The 14,179-nt window shown below is 57.3% G+C and carries 15 protein-coding genes; 7 read left to right on the plus strand and 8 right to left on the minus strand.

Annotated features, from left to right (window positions below; all coding sequences use genetic code 11):
• Position 1 precedes the first annotated feature (1 nt).
• The 5 genes from AM379_RS06595 to acpT are packed head-to-tail and all read left to right on the plus strand — an operon-like array spanning position 2 to position 4,191.
• On the plus strand, positions 2-1,171 hold the full coding sequence (locus tag AM379_RS06595) for a beta-ketoacyl-[acyl-carrier-protein] synthase family protein (RefSeq protein WP_020884523.1): 1,170 nt from the start codon (positions 2-4) through the stop codon (positions 1,169-1,171).
• Positions 1,168-1,641: an ApeP family dehydratase gene (locus AM379_RS06600; protein WP_025202828.1), complete on the plus strand. Its 474-nt coding sequence runs from the start codon at positions 1,168-1,170 to the stop codon at positions 1,639-1,641. Before AM379_RS06595 ends, AM379_RS06600 begins: the two co-directional genes overlap by 4 nt.
• A complete protein-coding gene (locus AM379_RS06605) occupies positions 1,638-2,369 on the plus strand; it encodes a 3-ketoacyl-ACP reductase FabG2 (protein WP_020884521.1) in 732 nt (243 codons plus the stop codon). Before AM379_RS06600 ends, AM379_RS06605 begins: the two co-directional genes overlap by 4 nt.
• Positions 2,366-3,595 carry a beta-ketoacyl-ACP synthase gene (locus tag AM379_RS06610; protein WP_014172046.1) on the plus strand — a complete coding sequence of 410 codons (1,230 nt, stop codon included), beginning with the start codon at positions 2,366-2,368 and terminating at the stop codon, positions 3,593-3,595. Before AM379_RS06605 ends, AM379_RS06610 begins: the two co-directional genes overlap by 4 nt.
• Positions 3,596-3,597: 2 nt before the next feature.
• Entirely contained in the window at positions 3,598-4,191 is a 594-nt protein-coding gene (acpT, locus tag AM379_RS06615; RefSeq protein WP_073397689.1) for a 4'-phosphopantetheinyl transferase AcpT, read from the plus strand.
• Here the strand turns inward: acpT and arnF are convergent.
• The 8 genes from arnF to AM379_RS06655 form a co-directional block, all read right to left on the minus strand.
• Positions 4,148-4,552 (minus strand): 4-amino-4-deoxy-L-arabinose-phosphoundecaprenol flippase subunit ArnF, encoded by a 405-nt coding sequence (gene arnF / locus AM379_RS06620; protein ID WP_032679158.1) that lies wholly within the window; start codon positions 4,550-4,552, stop codon positions 4,148-4,150. The genes acpT and arnF overlap by 44 nt on opposite strands.
• The gene (gene arnE / locus AM379_RS06625; RefSeq protein ID WP_014172049.1) at positions 4,549-4,887 is read right to left on the minus strand and encodes a 4-amino-4-deoxy-L-arabinose-phosphoundecaprenol flippase subunit ArnE; all 339 of its coding nucleotides are present in this window, start codon (positions 4,885-4,887) and stop codon (positions 4,549-4,551) included. Before arnE ends, arnF begins: the two co-directional genes overlap by 4 nt.
• Positions 4,884-6,539, minus strand: coding sequence for a lipid IV(A) 4-amino-4-deoxy-L-arabinosyltransferase (gene arnT / locus AM379_RS06630; RefSeq protein ID WP_106503551.1), 1,656 nt, complete (start codon positions 6,537-6,539; stop codon positions 4,884-4,886). The genes arnE and arnT overlap by 4 nt, the downstream gene beginning before the upstream one ends.
• The gene (gene arnD, locus AM379_RS06635) at positions 6,536-7,438 is read right to left on the minus strand and encodes a 4-deoxy-4-formamido-L-arabinose-phosphoundecaprenol deformylase (protein WP_020884517.1); all 903 of its coding nucleotides are present in this window, start codon (positions 7,436-7,438) and stop codon (positions 6,536-6,538) included. Before arnD ends, arnT begins: the two co-directional genes overlap by 4 nt.
• Positions 7,435-9,417 carry a bifunctional UDP-4-amino-4-deoxy-L-arabinose formyltransferase/UDP-glucuronic acid oxidase ArnA gene (arnA, locus tag AM379_RS06640; protein WP_106503552.1) on the minus strand — a complete coding sequence of 661 codons (1,983 nt, stop codon included), beginning with the start codon at positions 9,415-9,417 and terminating at the stop codon, positions 7,435-7,437. Before arnA ends, arnD begins: the two co-directional genes overlap by 4 nt.
• The gene (arnC, locus tag AM379_RS06645; protein WP_032679161.1) at positions 9,414-10,397 is read right to left on the minus strand and encodes an undecaprenyl-phosphate 4-deoxy-4-formamido-L-arabinose transferase; all 984 of its coding nucleotides are present in this window, start codon (positions 10,395-10,397) and stop codon (positions 9,414-9,416) included. The genes arnA and arnC overlap by 4 nt, the downstream gene beginning before the upstream one ends.
• Before the next feature lies 1 nt (position 10,398).
• Complete coding sequence (gene arnB / locus AM379_RS06650) at positions 10,399-11,538, minus strand: UDP-4-amino-4-deoxy-L-arabinose aminotransferase (protein WP_032679162.1); 1,140 nt, start codon at positions 11,536-11,538, stop codon at positions 10,399-10,401.
• A 322-nt stretch (positions 11,539-11,860) separates the two neighbouring features.
• Positions 11,861-12,367 (minus strand): phenolic acid decarboxylase, encoded by a 507-nt coding sequence (locus AM379_RS06655; RefSeq protein WP_020884514.1) that lies wholly within the window; start codon positions 12,365-12,367, stop codon positions 11,861-11,863.
• A 99-nt stretch (positions 12,368-12,466) separates the two neighbouring features.
• Between AM379_RS06655 and AM379_RS06660 the strand changes: the two genes are divergently transcribed.
• Entirely contained in the window at positions 12,467-13,348 is an 882-nt protein-coding gene (locus AM379_RS06660) for a LysR family transcriptional regulator (protein WP_020884513.1), read from the plus strand.
• A gap of 33 nt (positions 13,349-13,381) precedes the next feature.
• A complete protein-coding gene (locus AM379_RS06665; protein WP_025202822.1) occupies positions 13,382-14,176 on the plus strand; it encodes an SDR family NAD(P)-dependent oxidoreductase in 795 nt (264 codons plus the stop codon).
• Positions 14,177-14,179 lie beyond the last annotated feature (3 nt).

The raw sequence follows: 14,179 nt of genomic DNA on the forward strand, positions 1-14,179 counted from the left end.
GATGATTTACATTTCTGCTGTTGGCATGGTCAACGCGCTGGGTAACTCGCTGGATGAGATTGCCGCTAACCTTACGGCAGGCGTAGCCCCTGGCATGCATTGTCGGTCCGGCTGGTTGCAGGATGCGCCCGACGCCGTGCTGGGCGGCGTGGAAGGCGAGTTGCCGTCCATTCCGGATACCCTGTCCGCGCACCGCACCCGCAATAACCAGCTGCTGCTGGCCGCGCTGGCACAGATTCAATCCACCGTTGACGACGCGATTACCCGGGTTGGCCGCGACCGCGTGGCCGTGGTTTTGGGTACCAGCACCTCCGGCCTCGATGAAGGGGATGAGCACGTACGATTAACGCTCAACGGCGAAGCCAGCACCCGGTGGCAGTATCCGCAACAGGAGCTGGGCGATCCGTCCCGCTTTCTGGCTAACTGGTTACAGCTTGAGGGCCCGGCATATACCCTCTCGACCGCCTGCTCCTCCAGCGCGCGGGCAATTATCAGCGGCCGGCGTCTGATTGATGCCGGGCTGGTGGATATTGCCATTGTGGGCGGCGCAGATACCCTGAGCCGGATGCCCGTCAATGGCTTTCACAGTCTGGAATCGCTTTCTCCAACGCTCTGCGAGCCGTTTGGCCGCGACCGTCGGGGTATCACCATTGGTGAAGCCGCTGCGCTGATGGTGTTGAGCCGTGAACCCGCCGGGGTCGCGCTGCTGGGAACAGGCGAGTCCAGCGATGCTTACCATATTTCGGCGCCGCATCCGCAGGGTGAAGGCGCCATTCGCGCCATTACCCAGGCGCTCAATGACGCGGGTCTGCAGCCGGAGGATATTGGCTATATCAACCTGCACGGCACCGCCACACCGCTCAATGACCAGATTGAATCACACGTGGTACACGACCTCTTTGGAGAAAACGTGCCCTGCAGTTCTACCAAACACCTTACCGGCCATACGCTGGGCGCTGCCGGTATCACCGAAGCGGCGTTGAGCTGGCTTATTCTGACGCGTGACCTGCCGTTACCCCCACAGGATTTCGCCCGCTACGCGCCGGACGAGACGCTGTCGCCGTGCGGCGTGCTGCACCAGAGCACCGCGCTGAAAAAACCGGTCATTTTATCTAACTCGTTCGCGTTTGGTGGCAACAACGCCAGCATCCTGCTGGGGAGAGTGTCATGAGCTACTTATCACCCGTCGACTATCTGCCGCACGATGCGCCAATGATGCTGCTGGGATCCGTTGAACGCGTCACCGACGATTCCGCCGTATGCCGTGTCGCGGTCAACGGCCAAAGCGTACTGGCGCCCTTTTTAAATGCCGAGGGCGATTTGCCTGGCTGGTACGCGCTCGAACTGATGGCGCAGACCGTTGGCGTCTGGTCAGGCTGGCATCGCCAGCAGAAAGGGCAAGATCATATTGCGCTGGGCATGGTGCTGGGTGCGCGCGAGTTGGTCTGCGCCAGCGGACGTTTCGCAAAAGACGCGACGCTGGACATCACCGTCAGACTGCTGATGCAGGATGAACGCTTCGGCAGTTTTGAATGTACGATCTCCTCAGGTGAGGAGACGCTGGCCACGGGCCGGGTCAATACCTTCCAGCCGAGCGCAGAAGAATTAACATCGCTTTTTAATCAGGGATCTCACGCATGAGTCGTTCCGTACTGGTCACCGGGGCCAGCAAAGGCATTGGTCGTGCCATCGCCTGCCAGCTTGCCGCTGACGGGTTTACCGTAGGCGTACATTACCACCGTGACGCCGCAGGCGCGCAGGCGACGCTGGATACCATCACACAGGCGGGCGGTCAGGGTCGCCTGCTCTCTTTCGATGCAGGTAACCGCGAACAGTGCCGTGACGTGCTGGAGCAGAATATCGAGGCCCACGGCGCATGGTATGGCGTGGTCAGTAATGCCGGTATCACCCGCGACGGTGCGTTTCCGGCCCTCAGCGAAGACGACTGGGACAGCGTCATTCATACCAACCTCGACAGTTTTTATAACGTTATTCAACCCTGCATTATGCCGATGATCGCCACCCGAAAAGGGGGGCGCATTATCACCTTATCCTCCGTGTCCGGCATGATGGGCAACCGCGGTCAGGTGAACTACAGCGCGGCAAAAGCGGGCATTATTGGCGCGACCAAAGCACTGGCAATTGAGCTGGCAAAACGCAACATCACCGTGAACTGCATTGCGCCGGGGCTGATTGATACCGGCATGATTGAAATGGAAGAGGCTGCGCTGAAAGAGGCAATGTCCATCATTCCCATGAAACGGATGGGCCAGGCCGAAGAGGTTGCAGGACTTGCCAGCTATTTGATGTCAGATATTGCAGGCTACGTTACCCGCCAGGTCATTTCCATCAACGGAGGAATGCTATGACGCGTCGCGTGGTGATTACCGGTATGGGCGGCGTTACCGCCTTCGGTGAGGACTGGCAATCCGTTTCCCGCAGGCTGCTGGCGTATGACAACGCGGTACGCAAAATGCCGGAGTGGCAGGTTTACGATGGCCTCCACACCCTGCTGGGCGCGCCGATTGATGATTTCACCCTGCCGGAACACTATACCCGCAAGCGTATTCGCGCCATGGGCCGCGTGTCGTTGATGTCGACCCGCGCCACCGAGCTGGCGCTGGAGCAGGCGGGGCTGATTGGCGAGGCGGTGCTCACGAATGGCCAAACCGGTATCGCCTATGGCTCCTCCACAGGCAGTACCGGGCCAGTCAGCGAATTCGCCACCATGCTCACCGAAAAACACACCCACAACATCACCGGTACGACCTATGTGCAGATGATGCCACACACGACCGCGGTGAATACCGGCCTGTTCTTTGGCCTTCGGGGTCGCGTTATCCCGACGTCGAGTGCCTGTACGTCGGGCAGTCAGGCCATTGGCTACGCCTGGGAAGCCATTCGTCACGGTTATCAGACCGTGATGGTCGCAGGCGGAGCAGAGGAGCTTTGTCCTTCAGAGGCGGCGGTATTTGACACCTTATTCGCGACCAGCCAGCGCAACGATGCGCCGAAAACCACCCCTTCGCCATTTGATACGCAGCGTGATGGTCTGGTCATTGGGGAAGGCGCAGGCACCCTGATTCTGGAAGAGCTTGAGCATGCCAGAGCACGCGGTGCAACTATCTATGGCGAGATCGTTGGCTTCGCCACCAACTGTGATGCAGCCCATATCACCCAGCCACAACGTGAAACCATGCAAATTTGTATGGAGCAGTCGCTGGCGTTAGCAGGGTTAAGCGCGCGGGATATGGGGTACATCTCCGCGCACGGTACCGCCACCGATCGCGGTGATATCGCCGAAAGCCAGGCCACCGCCGCCATCTTTGGCGACAACGTGCCAATTTCGTCGCTGAAGAGCTATTTTGGCCACACGTTAGGCGCCTGTGGGGCGCTGGAAGCCTGGATGAGTCTGCAGATGATGCGTGAGGGCTGGTTTGCCCCGACGCTCAATTTAAGACAACCGGATGAGCAATGTGGTGCTTTAGATTATATTATGGGTGAAGCCCGTCAGATTGACTGCGAGTATCTGCAAAGCAATAACTTCGCATTTGGCGGCATCAACACGTCGATAATCATCAAACGCTGGGCGTAACTATGTACCAGTTTATACTGGGAAAGATCTCCACCCTGAGCGCAGACCCGCTGGCGTCGACGCTTGCACATATGGCACCTGCGGGTGCACGAAATGCATCCTGGCTGGCGGGGAGAACCCTGCTCGCCAAAACGCTTTCTCCTTCTCCGTTACCCGAGATCGTCTATGGTGATCAAGGGAAGCCGGCCTTCGTGGATGCGCAGCCCTTCTGGTTTAACCTGAGTCACAGCGGCGATAATATCGCGCTGCTGCTGAGCGACGAAGGCGAAGTGGGGTGTGATATCGAAGTTATCCGCCCACGTGAAAACTGGCAGGCGCTGGCTAACGCCGTCTTCAGCGTGGCGGAACATGCGGAGCTGGAGCGCGAAGACCCGGAGACAAAGCTTTCTGCTTTCTGGGGGATCTGGACGCGTAAAGAGGCCATCGTGAAGCAGCGAGGCGGCAGCGCCTGGCAGATTGTCAGCATCGACAGCACGTCGCAGACGCATTCGGTAAGCCAGCTCCAGTTCGGCTCGCTCAGTCTTGCCGTCTGCACCTCAACGCCTTATACCCTTACCGCCGGGACGATTGCTCACCACGGGATGTCCGTGGCATAAAAATCACCAGCACGCCGAGAATAATCATCCCGACCCCCGCCAGCCCGTGCCAGGAAAAGTGTTCGTTCCAGCCGGGCAACAAAATGGCCGCGGCCCACACCAGAATGTAACTGAGGCTCAGCAAGGCATACGCTTTGCTGAGCGCCATGCGATGCAACGCCAGATACCAGCAGCCCATCGAGGCTATATACCCCATGAGTCCCAGCAGCAGCGCGCCAGTACCGGATGAGAAGTGCCAGAGCGCGGAGACAAACGCATCAAGCTCGCTGACTGGTGGCAGGGCCTGCATGGCATAGCGCAGCAGCAGCTGCGCCGCGCTGACCAGCATTACGCTGCATAACGCCCAGAACGTTCCTCTCACAGGCTTCCTCCGAGGATAACAATGCCGATGATGATGAACCCGACGCCCAGCCAGTGATGCAACGCGACTTTTTCATGCCAGAATGCTTTCGCCGCCAGGGTCACCCAGACAAAATTGAGGCTCAGCATAGGGTAGGCAACGCCGACAGGCAGGCGCTGCAGGACCACCAGCCAGACCAGCATGCCGCTGCCCAGCGCCAGCAATGCCAGGCCCAGCCACAGCATAATATGCGCGCCACGCCGCCCGGCTTTCGCCGGACGGGTGGCCTGCTTCTGACACAGCTGCCCTGCGCAGGTCAGCAGGCTTGCCAGTATCAACCAGAGCCAGGTCGTCATTGCGGTAAATACTGCAGCCAGGCCAGACGGCCCTGAATATACAGGCTGTCCGGTTCTGGCAGATGAGCCCGCTTAATATCGTCGTGTTTTGACAACAGGATCACCAGTGACACGCCCCCCTGCTGGCGATGCGTTGCCAGCCACTGCGCAAAATTATCTTTCTCGACAAACCGGTCTTTCACATCCGGGTACGCTAGCCCGTAGCTCAGCTCACCGCTCTGACCAAACAGAATGATGTCATTACGCTTAAGTTCCCACGCCAGCCCGGAGGCCACGCCAACATTGTTCGCCAGCAAAAACCGGCTGCTCTGAAGCGGGTCACGGATGGTATCCACCAGCGACTGCGGCTGTTTGGAATCCACCACCAGGTTAGGAATGGCAAACCCAATCAGCAGCGCCACGCCAGCAGGACACAACGCCGCCAGCCACCAGCGCTGCGCGCTTTGCCGCACGGTAAACCAGCCGACAGCCGCCCAGACGAGAAACGCCAGCACTGCGCAGAAGACTTTATACAGCTCAACGGATGTCCAGACCGGATGCTTAGCAATCCCCCACGGCGAGACCACCAGCGCCGCCACCACGCCAATCACACCAAACGCCAGGTTAATCCCGCCGTTAATGCGTAACGCTCTGGCCCCTTTGTCCGCCGCGATGCAGGCATAGCGAGCCATCAGGATAGCCAGCGGTGCAAAACACGGCAGGATGTAGGTTGGCAGTTTGCCTTTGGCAATGCTGAAGAACAGCAGCGGCATCACGACCCATCCAAGCAGATAAAAGCCACCGCCCGTGTTGTCTCTTTCGCGCCAGCCCAGCCGAAACGCGCCGGGCAACAGCGCCAGCCACGGCAGACTGCCGGCCAGCAGGAACGGCAGGTAGTACCAGAACGGCGCTTTGTGCTGGGCATCGCTCTGGGCAAAGCGCTGAATATGCTCAACCCAGAAGAAGTAGCGCCAGAAATCAGGCTCTCGATGCGCAATGGCCAGCGCCCAGGGCAGGACGATCAGCACACAGCTCACGATGGCCAGCCAGCCAAAGATCAGCACCTCTTTCCAGCGCTTCTGCGCAATCACCCACGGCAGCACGCCTATCACCGGCACCGCCAGCGCCAGGAATCCTTTGGTCATCACCCCCATGCCGCAGGCAAGCCCGAGCAGCACGTAGCCACCCGCTTTTCCGGCCACGGTTTCAGCCTGCGAGGCCAGCCAGAAGCTGCACATAGCGGCCACCAGCCACAGGGTAATGATGGGATCCAGCACGGCGTACGTACCAATGCCATACACCAGGAACAGGGTCAGGAAGATAAGGCCGGAGAAAATGGCAACGCGCTTATCCCGCCACAGGCGCCACGCCATCCAGATCACCAGCAGAGCCGTCAACCCGGTTGAGAATATGGCGCCGGCGCGCACGGCAAAGTTAGTATGCCCAAACAGCAGTTGCCCGATACTGTTGATCCAGTAGCCCGCAATCGGCTTTTCAAAGTAACGCAGCCCCAGAAAATGCGGGACAATCCAGTCTCCAGACGCCAGCATTTCGCGGCTGATTTCCGCATAGCGCGTTTCATCAGGCTGCCACAGCAGGCGGATATCGATCGGAATGAGGTAGTAAACGATAAACAGTGCGAGAAGCGCTAAGCCATAACGGGCTGCTTTCATGATACCGGACTCACGGTTTGTTGATAACCAAGCCAGCCTTCCCGGCCAGCCAGTTCATTACGCACAATTTTGCCCACGGGCAGGACGCTAAGATCCTCTGGCAGCAATTCGCTCAATGGACAAAACTGAATGCCCTCCTGAGCGGCCATCGTCAACAGTGCATCGAAATCATGCTGATACGCAATCCCTTCCACTTCCGCGTGGATGGTATAGACGGGCGTACCAGTGTCGCGATGAATGCAGTCCAGAATATAGCGATTGAACCCTCCGGCACTGACCTCGCGCCCAACCACTTCATCCCAGGTGGGAAGCGTGACCGGGATTTGCACCGTCCCCAGGCGATTCTCCCCAATGAGCGGCAAAAAAGGCCCGGTGCCGCGGCAATCGCTGTTGTAGCGAAACGCGAAGGGTTCTTTGGCTTTCACTACGCGTTGGTCGGCACGCCATCCCGCCACGGCGGAGCAGCGAATCGTCTGACCGGTGATGGCCTCCAGCTCCAGCATGCCGCGCTCAACTTCACGCGACAGGCGTGGAATATCCCAGACGCCAGCCCAGGCCTGCCAGGCATGGTGATCCCAGGCATGCAGTCCAACCTCATGGTGCTGCGCCGCGTCGCGGATAACGGCTTCATTACCCGCGCCAATGCGCCTGCCGGGCCATGCGGTTCCGGCCAGCAAAATATCCCAGCCGTAGAGAGAGGCTGCGCGTGAGCGCAGCATTTTGAACAGAAATGCCGGTTTAACCAGACGCCATAAATGACGTCCCATATTGTCAGGCCCCACGCTGAAGAAAATGGATGAGCGCACGTTGTGCTTGCTCAGCAGTTCCAGCAGTTTGGGTACGCCGTCACGCGTCCCCCTGAAGGTGTCGACATCAATGCGTAAACCGACTTTTCTCATGAGACCTTTTCCGACAGCTCCACGGTGCGCAGGAAGAAATCGAGCGTTTCATCAATGGTCTGATCCATCTTCACCGTCGGTGTCCAGTTCAGGCAGCGTTTCGCATTACGAATGCTCGGTTTACGGTGCTCAACGTCCTGATAACCTTTACCGTAGTAGCTGCTGCTTTCCACTTCACGGAAACCGGCAAACGGCGGGAAGCGATCGCGCAGCGGATGACGTTCAAAGCTTGCCAGCAGCATCTCAGCCAGTTCGCGAATGCTCGCTTCGTTATCCGGGTTACCGATGTTGATGATCTCTCCGTTGCAGCGACCCTCTTTGTTTTCGATGATGCGGAACAGCGCCTCGATACCGTCGCTGATATCCGTAAAGCAGCGTTTTTGTTTACCGCCTTCGATAAGCTTGATGGGCGAGCCTTCCACCAGGTTCAGGATCAGTTGGGTGATGGCACGTGAGCTGCCGATACGCGCCGCGTTAAGGTTATCCAGACGTGGCCCCATCCAGTTAAACGGACGGAACAGCGTAAAGCGCAGACCCGCTTTCTCACCGTAGGCCCAGATCACGCGGTCGAGCAGCTGCTTGGAGACGGAATAAATCCAGCGCTGTTTGTTGATCGGACCGACGACCAGGTTAGAGGTATCTTCGTCGAAGTTTTTGTCAGTACACATGCCGTACACTTCAGAAGTGGACGGGAAGATGATGCGCTTGTCGTATTTCACACAGTCGCGGATGATCTTCAGGTTCTCTTCGAAGTCCAGCTCGAACACGCGCAGCGGGTTACGGGTGTACTCAATCGGCGTGGCAATCGCCACCAGCGGCAGCACCACGTCACATTTTTTAATGTGATATTCAATCCACTCGGAGTGAATGCTGATATCCCCTTCCACAAAGTGGAAACGCGGATTGTCGAGGAAACGACTGATGGCATCGGCACCGATATCCAGACCATAAATTTCGTAGTTATCGTCTTTCAGCAGACGCTCGGTCAGGTGGTTGCCGATAAAGCCATTGACGCCAAGGATCAGCACGCGGGTGCGGCGTTTGATGGCCACAACCGGTGCGCTGGTGATCAGTGCGCCAGTGACCAGCCCCAGAGACTGAGCCAGCTGCGCGCCCTGAACATAAACGCCGTTATCGGTTTGCCCGGTAACGATCTCCAGCGCCTGCTCGCCGCAGCTGACAATCAGCGGGGAAGCCGAGACAACGGTGCCCGGTTTGGCGGCAGGAATGTCGTCGCGTACGCGGGATTTCCAGACGATAAATTTACTTACGCCTGCAAAGCTGTACGCCCCCGGCCAGGGGTCGGTAACGGCACGCACCAGGTTGTGCAACTGACGAGCCGGCTTGTTCCAGTCCAGACGGCCATCTTCTGGCCGGCGACGGCCAAAACAGCTCGCCTTGCTCTCATCCTGCGCGGTCTCGCTGAAGGTGCCGTTAAGGATCGCTGGCAACACATCACGTAACAGGCTTTGCGCTACGGTGCAGAGCTTCTGATGAAGCTGCAGCGCAGTTTCATCCGCGTCGATAGCCACGCGCTGCTGCGCGATGATGGCACCGGCATCTGCGCGGTGCACCATACGGTGCAGAGTGACGCCGGTTTCCGTTTCACCGTTCACCAGCACCCAGTTCAGCGGTGCGCGGCCACGGTAGGCGGGCAGCAAAGAGCCGTGAAGATTAAATGCCCCTTTTGCGGCCAGACTTAAAATCTCATCGCAAATCAGGTTGCGATAATAGAACGAGAAGATGGCATCAGGCGCGAGCGCCCGGATGCGATCCACCCACAGCGGATGGTTGACATCGTCCGGGGCGTAAACCGGAATACCGCGCTCTGCGGCGATACGCGCCACCGAGCCAAAGAAGTTATTCTCTCCGGCCGTGTCCGGATGCGTGAAGATTGCAGCGATTTCATAGCCCGCTTCCAGCAGGGCCAGCGTGCCCGCACACCCCATATCGTGATAGGCAAAGACAACAGCTTTCATGGGTGAATTTCCTCTTGAGATGCTTTGTGTTCCTGGCGGACAACACGTTGAATAAAGTAGCGCGGACGTGCGCGAACATCGTTATAAATACGGCCAATGTATTCCCCGAGCAGGCCCATCCCGACAAACTGGGCGCCGATGAACATAAACAGCACGGCAAAGAGCATGAAGACCCCTTCCGCCGCCCACTGGGGACCGTAGATCAGGCGGAGTAACACCAGCAGCACAGAGAGCGCGAAGCCGAACACGGCAATGATGCTGCCGAAAACGCTCAACAGGCGCAGCGGCGTGGTGGTCAGGCAGGTGATAAGGTCGTACATCAGGTTGATGAGACGCATAAAGCTGTACTTCGACTCCCCGTGCTCGCGCTCGGCGTGCAGTACCGGGATTTCCGTCGCCTTACGGGCAAAGGTATTCGCGAGAATGGGAATAAACGTGCTGCGTTCATGGCAGTGCAGCATGGCGTCGACAATATGGCGGCGGTAGGCGCGCAGCATGCAGCCATAATCGCCCATCGCTTTGCCGGTGGTCCGCTGGATCAGACGGTTGATTGTGCGGGAAGCCAGCTTACGGAACAGGCTGTCCTGACGGTTTTGCCGCACCGTGCCGACCACGTCGTACCCTTCATCGGCCTTTGCAACCAGACGCGGGATCTCTTCCGGCGGGTTTTGCAGATCGGCATCAAGCGTAATAATCAGATCGCCCGTCACGTGGCTGAACCCGGCCATAATGGCGGAGTGCTGGCCGTAGTTACGGTTAAGCAGCACGGCAACAATATGGCTGCCCTCGGCCTGCGCGGCTTCGGTCAGCATCGGCGCGGAATTATCGCTACTGCCATCATCCACCAGCAGTATTTCATAGGCTTTGCCGAGCGTGTCGCAGGCGGCCGTCGTGCGGCTGATCAGTTCGGGCAGGCTCTCCTGTTCGTTGTAAACGGGGATAACCACAGAAACTTTTTGTACAGGCGGTGCGCTGAACATATCAATTTCCTGCAAGCTGATGGAGCGCGATAATGACGCGGGTTGTGTCGTCATGAGTCATGTCCGGGAAAAGGGGGAGAGAACAAATACGCGCGCTATTCCATTCAGAATTCGGGAGCGATACATCAGGAAAACGCTCGCGGTAGTATTTTTGCGTGTGCGCCGCGCGGAAATGCAGGCCGGTGCCAATGCCTTTTTCCTTCAGGGCTGCCATCAGGTTGTCGCGAGAAATCCCGCAGCAGGATTCATCCACGCGAATGATGAACAGGTGCCAGGCGTGGACGTGCGGCCATGAAGGAATACGCAGCGGCTGGAACGGCGTATCGGCAAGCTCGCGAAGATAGCGTTCAGCAATGTCATGACGTCGTGCGTTGGCCTCTTTCAGTTTGCCCAACTGCACCAGCGCCAGCGCGGCGTTGATATCCGCCAGGTTGTATTTGAAGCCGGGCGTGATAACTTCTGCCTGCGGCGCACGACCGTGCGTCTGGCGGTCGTAGGCGTCCACACCCAGGCCGTGGAATTTCAGGCTACGGATCCGCTGCGCCAGTTGCGCATCGTCCGTGACCACTAACCCGCCTTCGGCGCAGGTCATGTTTTTAATGGCGTGGAATGAGAAAATCGCGGTGCCCTGCCAGCCCACGTGACGCGAGTGGTAGTACGTGCCGGCTGCATGCGCCGCATCTTCAATGACCGGAATACCGTGACGTTCCCCGATGGCGCGAATGGCGTCGATATCACACGGCGCGCCGGCATAATGAACCGGAACAATCGCTTTTGTGCGTGGCGTAATGGCGGCGTCGATCGCATCCGGCGTGACCATCAACGTATCCCGGTCCACATCAATCATCACCGGGGTTGCGCCCAGCAGCACAATCATATTCAGTGTGGATACCCAGGTCAGGGAGGGGGTGATCACTTCATCGCCTGGACCAATACCCAGCGCCATCAGCGTGACATGCATTCCCGCGGTCGCTGAGCTGACGGCAATCGCATGTTGATTCCCGGTTAGCTGACAGAATGCCTCTTCAAGCGCCTGATTTTTCGGTCCTGTGGTGATCCAGCCGGAGGTTAATACCTCCTGCAACGCCGCTAATTCCTCGCTACCCATGGACGGCCGGGAAAAAGGCAAAAAATCACTCATCATTAATTTCCTTGAAATAAGAATGGCACGCTTTTGATATTAACCAAATGCCGGCTCGTTTATTTCAACGAACCATAAACTTATATCAAGGTAGCTAACATTTCTTAGGGAAAAATTAAGAAAGACATTCCATTCACTTTACCCAGCCATTAACCACTTGAAATACAAAGAGTTAAATTATTATGAATTATTTATTGTGTGATCAAACTCGACCTTTGCCTGCAATTTTTTAAACCTAACATCAACAAACAAAAAAAATCCCGGCTATTTCTTTTAAAAGAAGAAATAGCCGGGAACTTTTCTTTTTAGTTAATTGTCGCGCTTATTTTAAATTATCAGGAAAGTTTTTTGGTAACTCGCTCGCCGCACAGGCAATAACGCTTTCATTATTCGCGCCACAGTCGCGAACAAAGGTGATCGTCGCAAATTCATCAATGACTTCAGTGGGGTATGCCGGACCCGCATCACGATACGCATTCATCAATGGAATATGATCGTTCTGGAAGCAGACAGTTTTTTCTGGATTGTTGATCACCCAACGTGGGAAGAAGATGGTGCCGTGGAACAGTTTGTCACCCAGGTTTGCTATCAGACTCACGTCGGTACCGGTTGGTTCTGTCCAGGAAATTTTATAGATGCTCTCCCCTACACGAACAATATAAGCCTGCTGATCTTTCACCCAACGGTTCGCCACAATCCCGCTGTGAATACGGTAATCAAGGGTGGTTTCGTTTTTGACATAAATCTCGTAGTTCCAGCCATTATCGTAGGTATATACAAGGTGTTTGCCGACGAAGCCGCTTAAGTCATGTTTGTCGAAGGTGTTCATAATGTGCCTCCTTTGCTTTGATGAGACGATCGTACCCCTTCAAAAAATGAATGAATAACGCTATGTTTGAATCAAATTCATCCAAATTTTAGATTAATCATGCATAAGACGACGCTTGAACAATGGTCATTACTGGAAAGAGTGGTCGAGGCAGGCAGCTTTGCCAAAGCAGCGGAAGAGACCAACCGCAGCCAGTCCTCGGTCAGCTATAACCTGTCGCTGCTGCAGGAGCGGCTGGGCGTGGCGCTGCTGGTGCCCGAGGGGCGGCGGGCTGTCTTAACCCCGGCCGGCGAACTCCTGCTCAACCAGGTTAAACCGTTGCTGAAAGCCTTCGCCTATGTTGAGACCCGTGCGGCAAGCCTGCGTAACGGAATGCGCACGCGGTTAGATCTGGTGGTGGACAGCATTTTCCCGCGCCGACGCCTGTTCGCTATTTTGCGTCAGTTCCAGCAGCTGTATCCGCAAACGCAGGTCCGCCTCACCGAAGTGCTGGAAAATAGCCGCACCGATGTCATTAATGATGAAGCCGACGTGATGGTGTTAACCCGCCGCCAGGACATAACCGGTCTTGGCGAATGGCTGATGAATATCGACTTTGTTGCCGTGGCGCATCATCAACATCCCCTCTTTAGCCTCGACGCGCCGCTTAACGACGATATGCTGCGCCCGTGGCCGCTCATTCAGATAGCCGACAGCCAGACCGCCGCGCGTGCGGCCGGCGAGTCGTGGACCTTTTCCACCATTGATGCAGCCATAGAGGCGGTGATGTCCCAGGTCGGCTATGGCTGGCTGCCAGAGGAGCGTATTCAGACCCAGCTTGATCTGGGGGTGCTTAAACGCCTGCCGCTTAGCCATGGCGCACGCCGGGCTACGCCGCTGCACCTGATTGTGAAACGCTCCCTCGGCCCGCTGGATGAACAGGTTGAGACCCTGCTGCGCCTTTTTAGCCAGGAGCCGCCATCCTCACCTGCTACGCTTTAAGGTCCGAACGTTAAACACGATAAGGAGCAGATGATGAAGATCGATTTTACGGGGAAAGTCGCGCTGGTGACCGCCTCTACCGGCGGGATCGGGTTCGCCATAGCCCGAGGGCTGGCTGAAAGCGGTGCGGAAGTGATCATCAATGGCCGTAGCACGGAGTCTGTGAATAAAGGTATCCAGCAGCTACAACAGGTTGTGCCTGGGGTGCAGGTACGCGCCGCAATTGCCGACCTCAGCACGGCTGAAGGGGTGGAATCGCTGCTGAACGTGGCGACCCACGTCGACATCCTGGTCAACAACGCCGGCATTTACGGCCAGCAGGATTTTTATGGCACCGACGATGACACCTGGGAGCGTTACTGGCAGACAAACGTGATGTCCGGCGTACGTATCTCCCGTGCGCTGCTGCCGGGTATGGTGCAGAAAGGCTGGGGACGCGTGGTGTTTATTTCGTCCGAGTCGGCCTGCAATATTCCGGCAGACATGATCCACTATGGCGTGACCAAAACGGCGCAGCTGTCGCTCGCTCGCGGGCTGGCGAAGTTCGTGGCGGGAAGCGGTGTCACGGTGAACAGCGTATTGCCCGGCCCCACCCTTTCAGACGGTTTTGCCGGCATGATGAAAGACGAGATCGAGAGAACCGGCAAATCGCTGGAGGAACTGGCGAAAGAGTTTGTGATGACTCACCGCCCGAGCTCGGTTATCCAGCGTGCCGCGACGGTGGAAGAAGTCGCCAATATGGTGGTGTATGTCTGCTCGCCCCAGGCCTCCGCCACCTCGGGCGCGGCACTGCGCGTCGATGGCGGCGTGGTGGATGACATCATCTGATCC

The organism is Enterobacter cloacae complex sp. FDA-CDC-AR_0132 (genome assembly GCF_003010695.1).
GTDB classification, from domain to species: Bacteria; Pseudomonadota; Gammaproteobacteria; order Enterobacterales; family Enterobacteriaceae; genus Enterobacter; species Enterobacter ludwigii.

What these genes read in the sequence shown, in the direction of transcription:
- acpT (WP_073397689.1), top strand. Translation starts at nt 3,598, where the DNA reads ATGTACCAGTTTATACTGGGAAAGATCTCCACCCTGAGCGCAGACCCG.
- AM379_RS06600 (WP_025202828.1), top strand. Translation starts at nt 1,168, where the DNA reads ATGAGCTACTTATCACCCGTCGACTATCTGCCGCACGATGCGCCAATG.
- AM379_RS06605 (WP_020884521.1), top strand. Translation starts at nt 1,638, where the DNA reads ATGAGTCGTTCCGTACTGGTCACCGGGGCCAGCAAAGGCATTGGTCGT.
- AM379_RS06660 (WP_020884513.1), top strand. Translation starts at nt 12,467, where the DNA reads ATGCATAAGACGACGCTTGAACAATGGTCATTACTGGAAAGAGTGGTC.
- arnB (WP_032679162.1), bottom strand. Translation starts at nt 11,538, where the DNA reads ATGAGTGATTTTTTGCCTTTTTCCCGGCCGTCCATGGGTAGCGAGGAA.
- AM379_RS06665 (WP_025202822.1), top strand. Translation starts at nt 13,382, where the DNA reads ATGAAGATCGATTTTACGGGGAAAGTCGCGCTGGTGACCGCCTCTACC.
- arnT (WP_106503551.1), bottom strand. Translation starts at nt 6,539, where the DNA reads ATGAAAGCAGCCCGTTATGGCTTAGCGCTTCTCGCACTGTTTATCGTT.
- AM379_RS06595 (WP_020884523.1), top strand. Translation starts at nt 2, where the DNA reads ATGATTTACATTTCTGCTGTTGGCATGGTCAACGCGCTGGGTAACTCG.
- arnC (WP_032679161.1), bottom strand. Translation starts at nt 10,397, where the DNA reads ATGTTCAGCGCACCGCCTGTACAAAAAGTTTCTGTGGTTATCCCCGTT.
- arnE (WP_014172049.1), bottom strand. Translation starts at nt 4,887, where the DNA reads ATGACGACCTGGCTCTGGTTGATACTGGCAAGCCTGCTGACCTGCGCA.
- AM379_RS06610 (WP_014172046.1), top strand. Translation starts at nt 2,366, where the DNA reads ATGACGCGTCGCGTGGTGATTACCGGTATGGGCGGCGTTACCGCCTTC.
- AM379_RS06655 (WP_020884514.1), bottom strand. Translation starts at nt 12,367, where the DNA reads ATGAACACCTTCGACAAACATGACTTAAGCGGCTTCGTCGGCAAACAC.
- arnD (WP_020884517.1), bottom strand. Translation starts at nt 7,438, where the DNA reads ATGAGAAAAGTCGGTTTACGCATTGATGTCGACACCTTCAGGGGGACG.
- arnA (WP_106503552.1), bottom strand. Translation starts at nt 9,417, where the DNA reads ATGAAAGCTGTTGTCTTTGCCTATCACGATATGGGGTGTGCGGGCACG.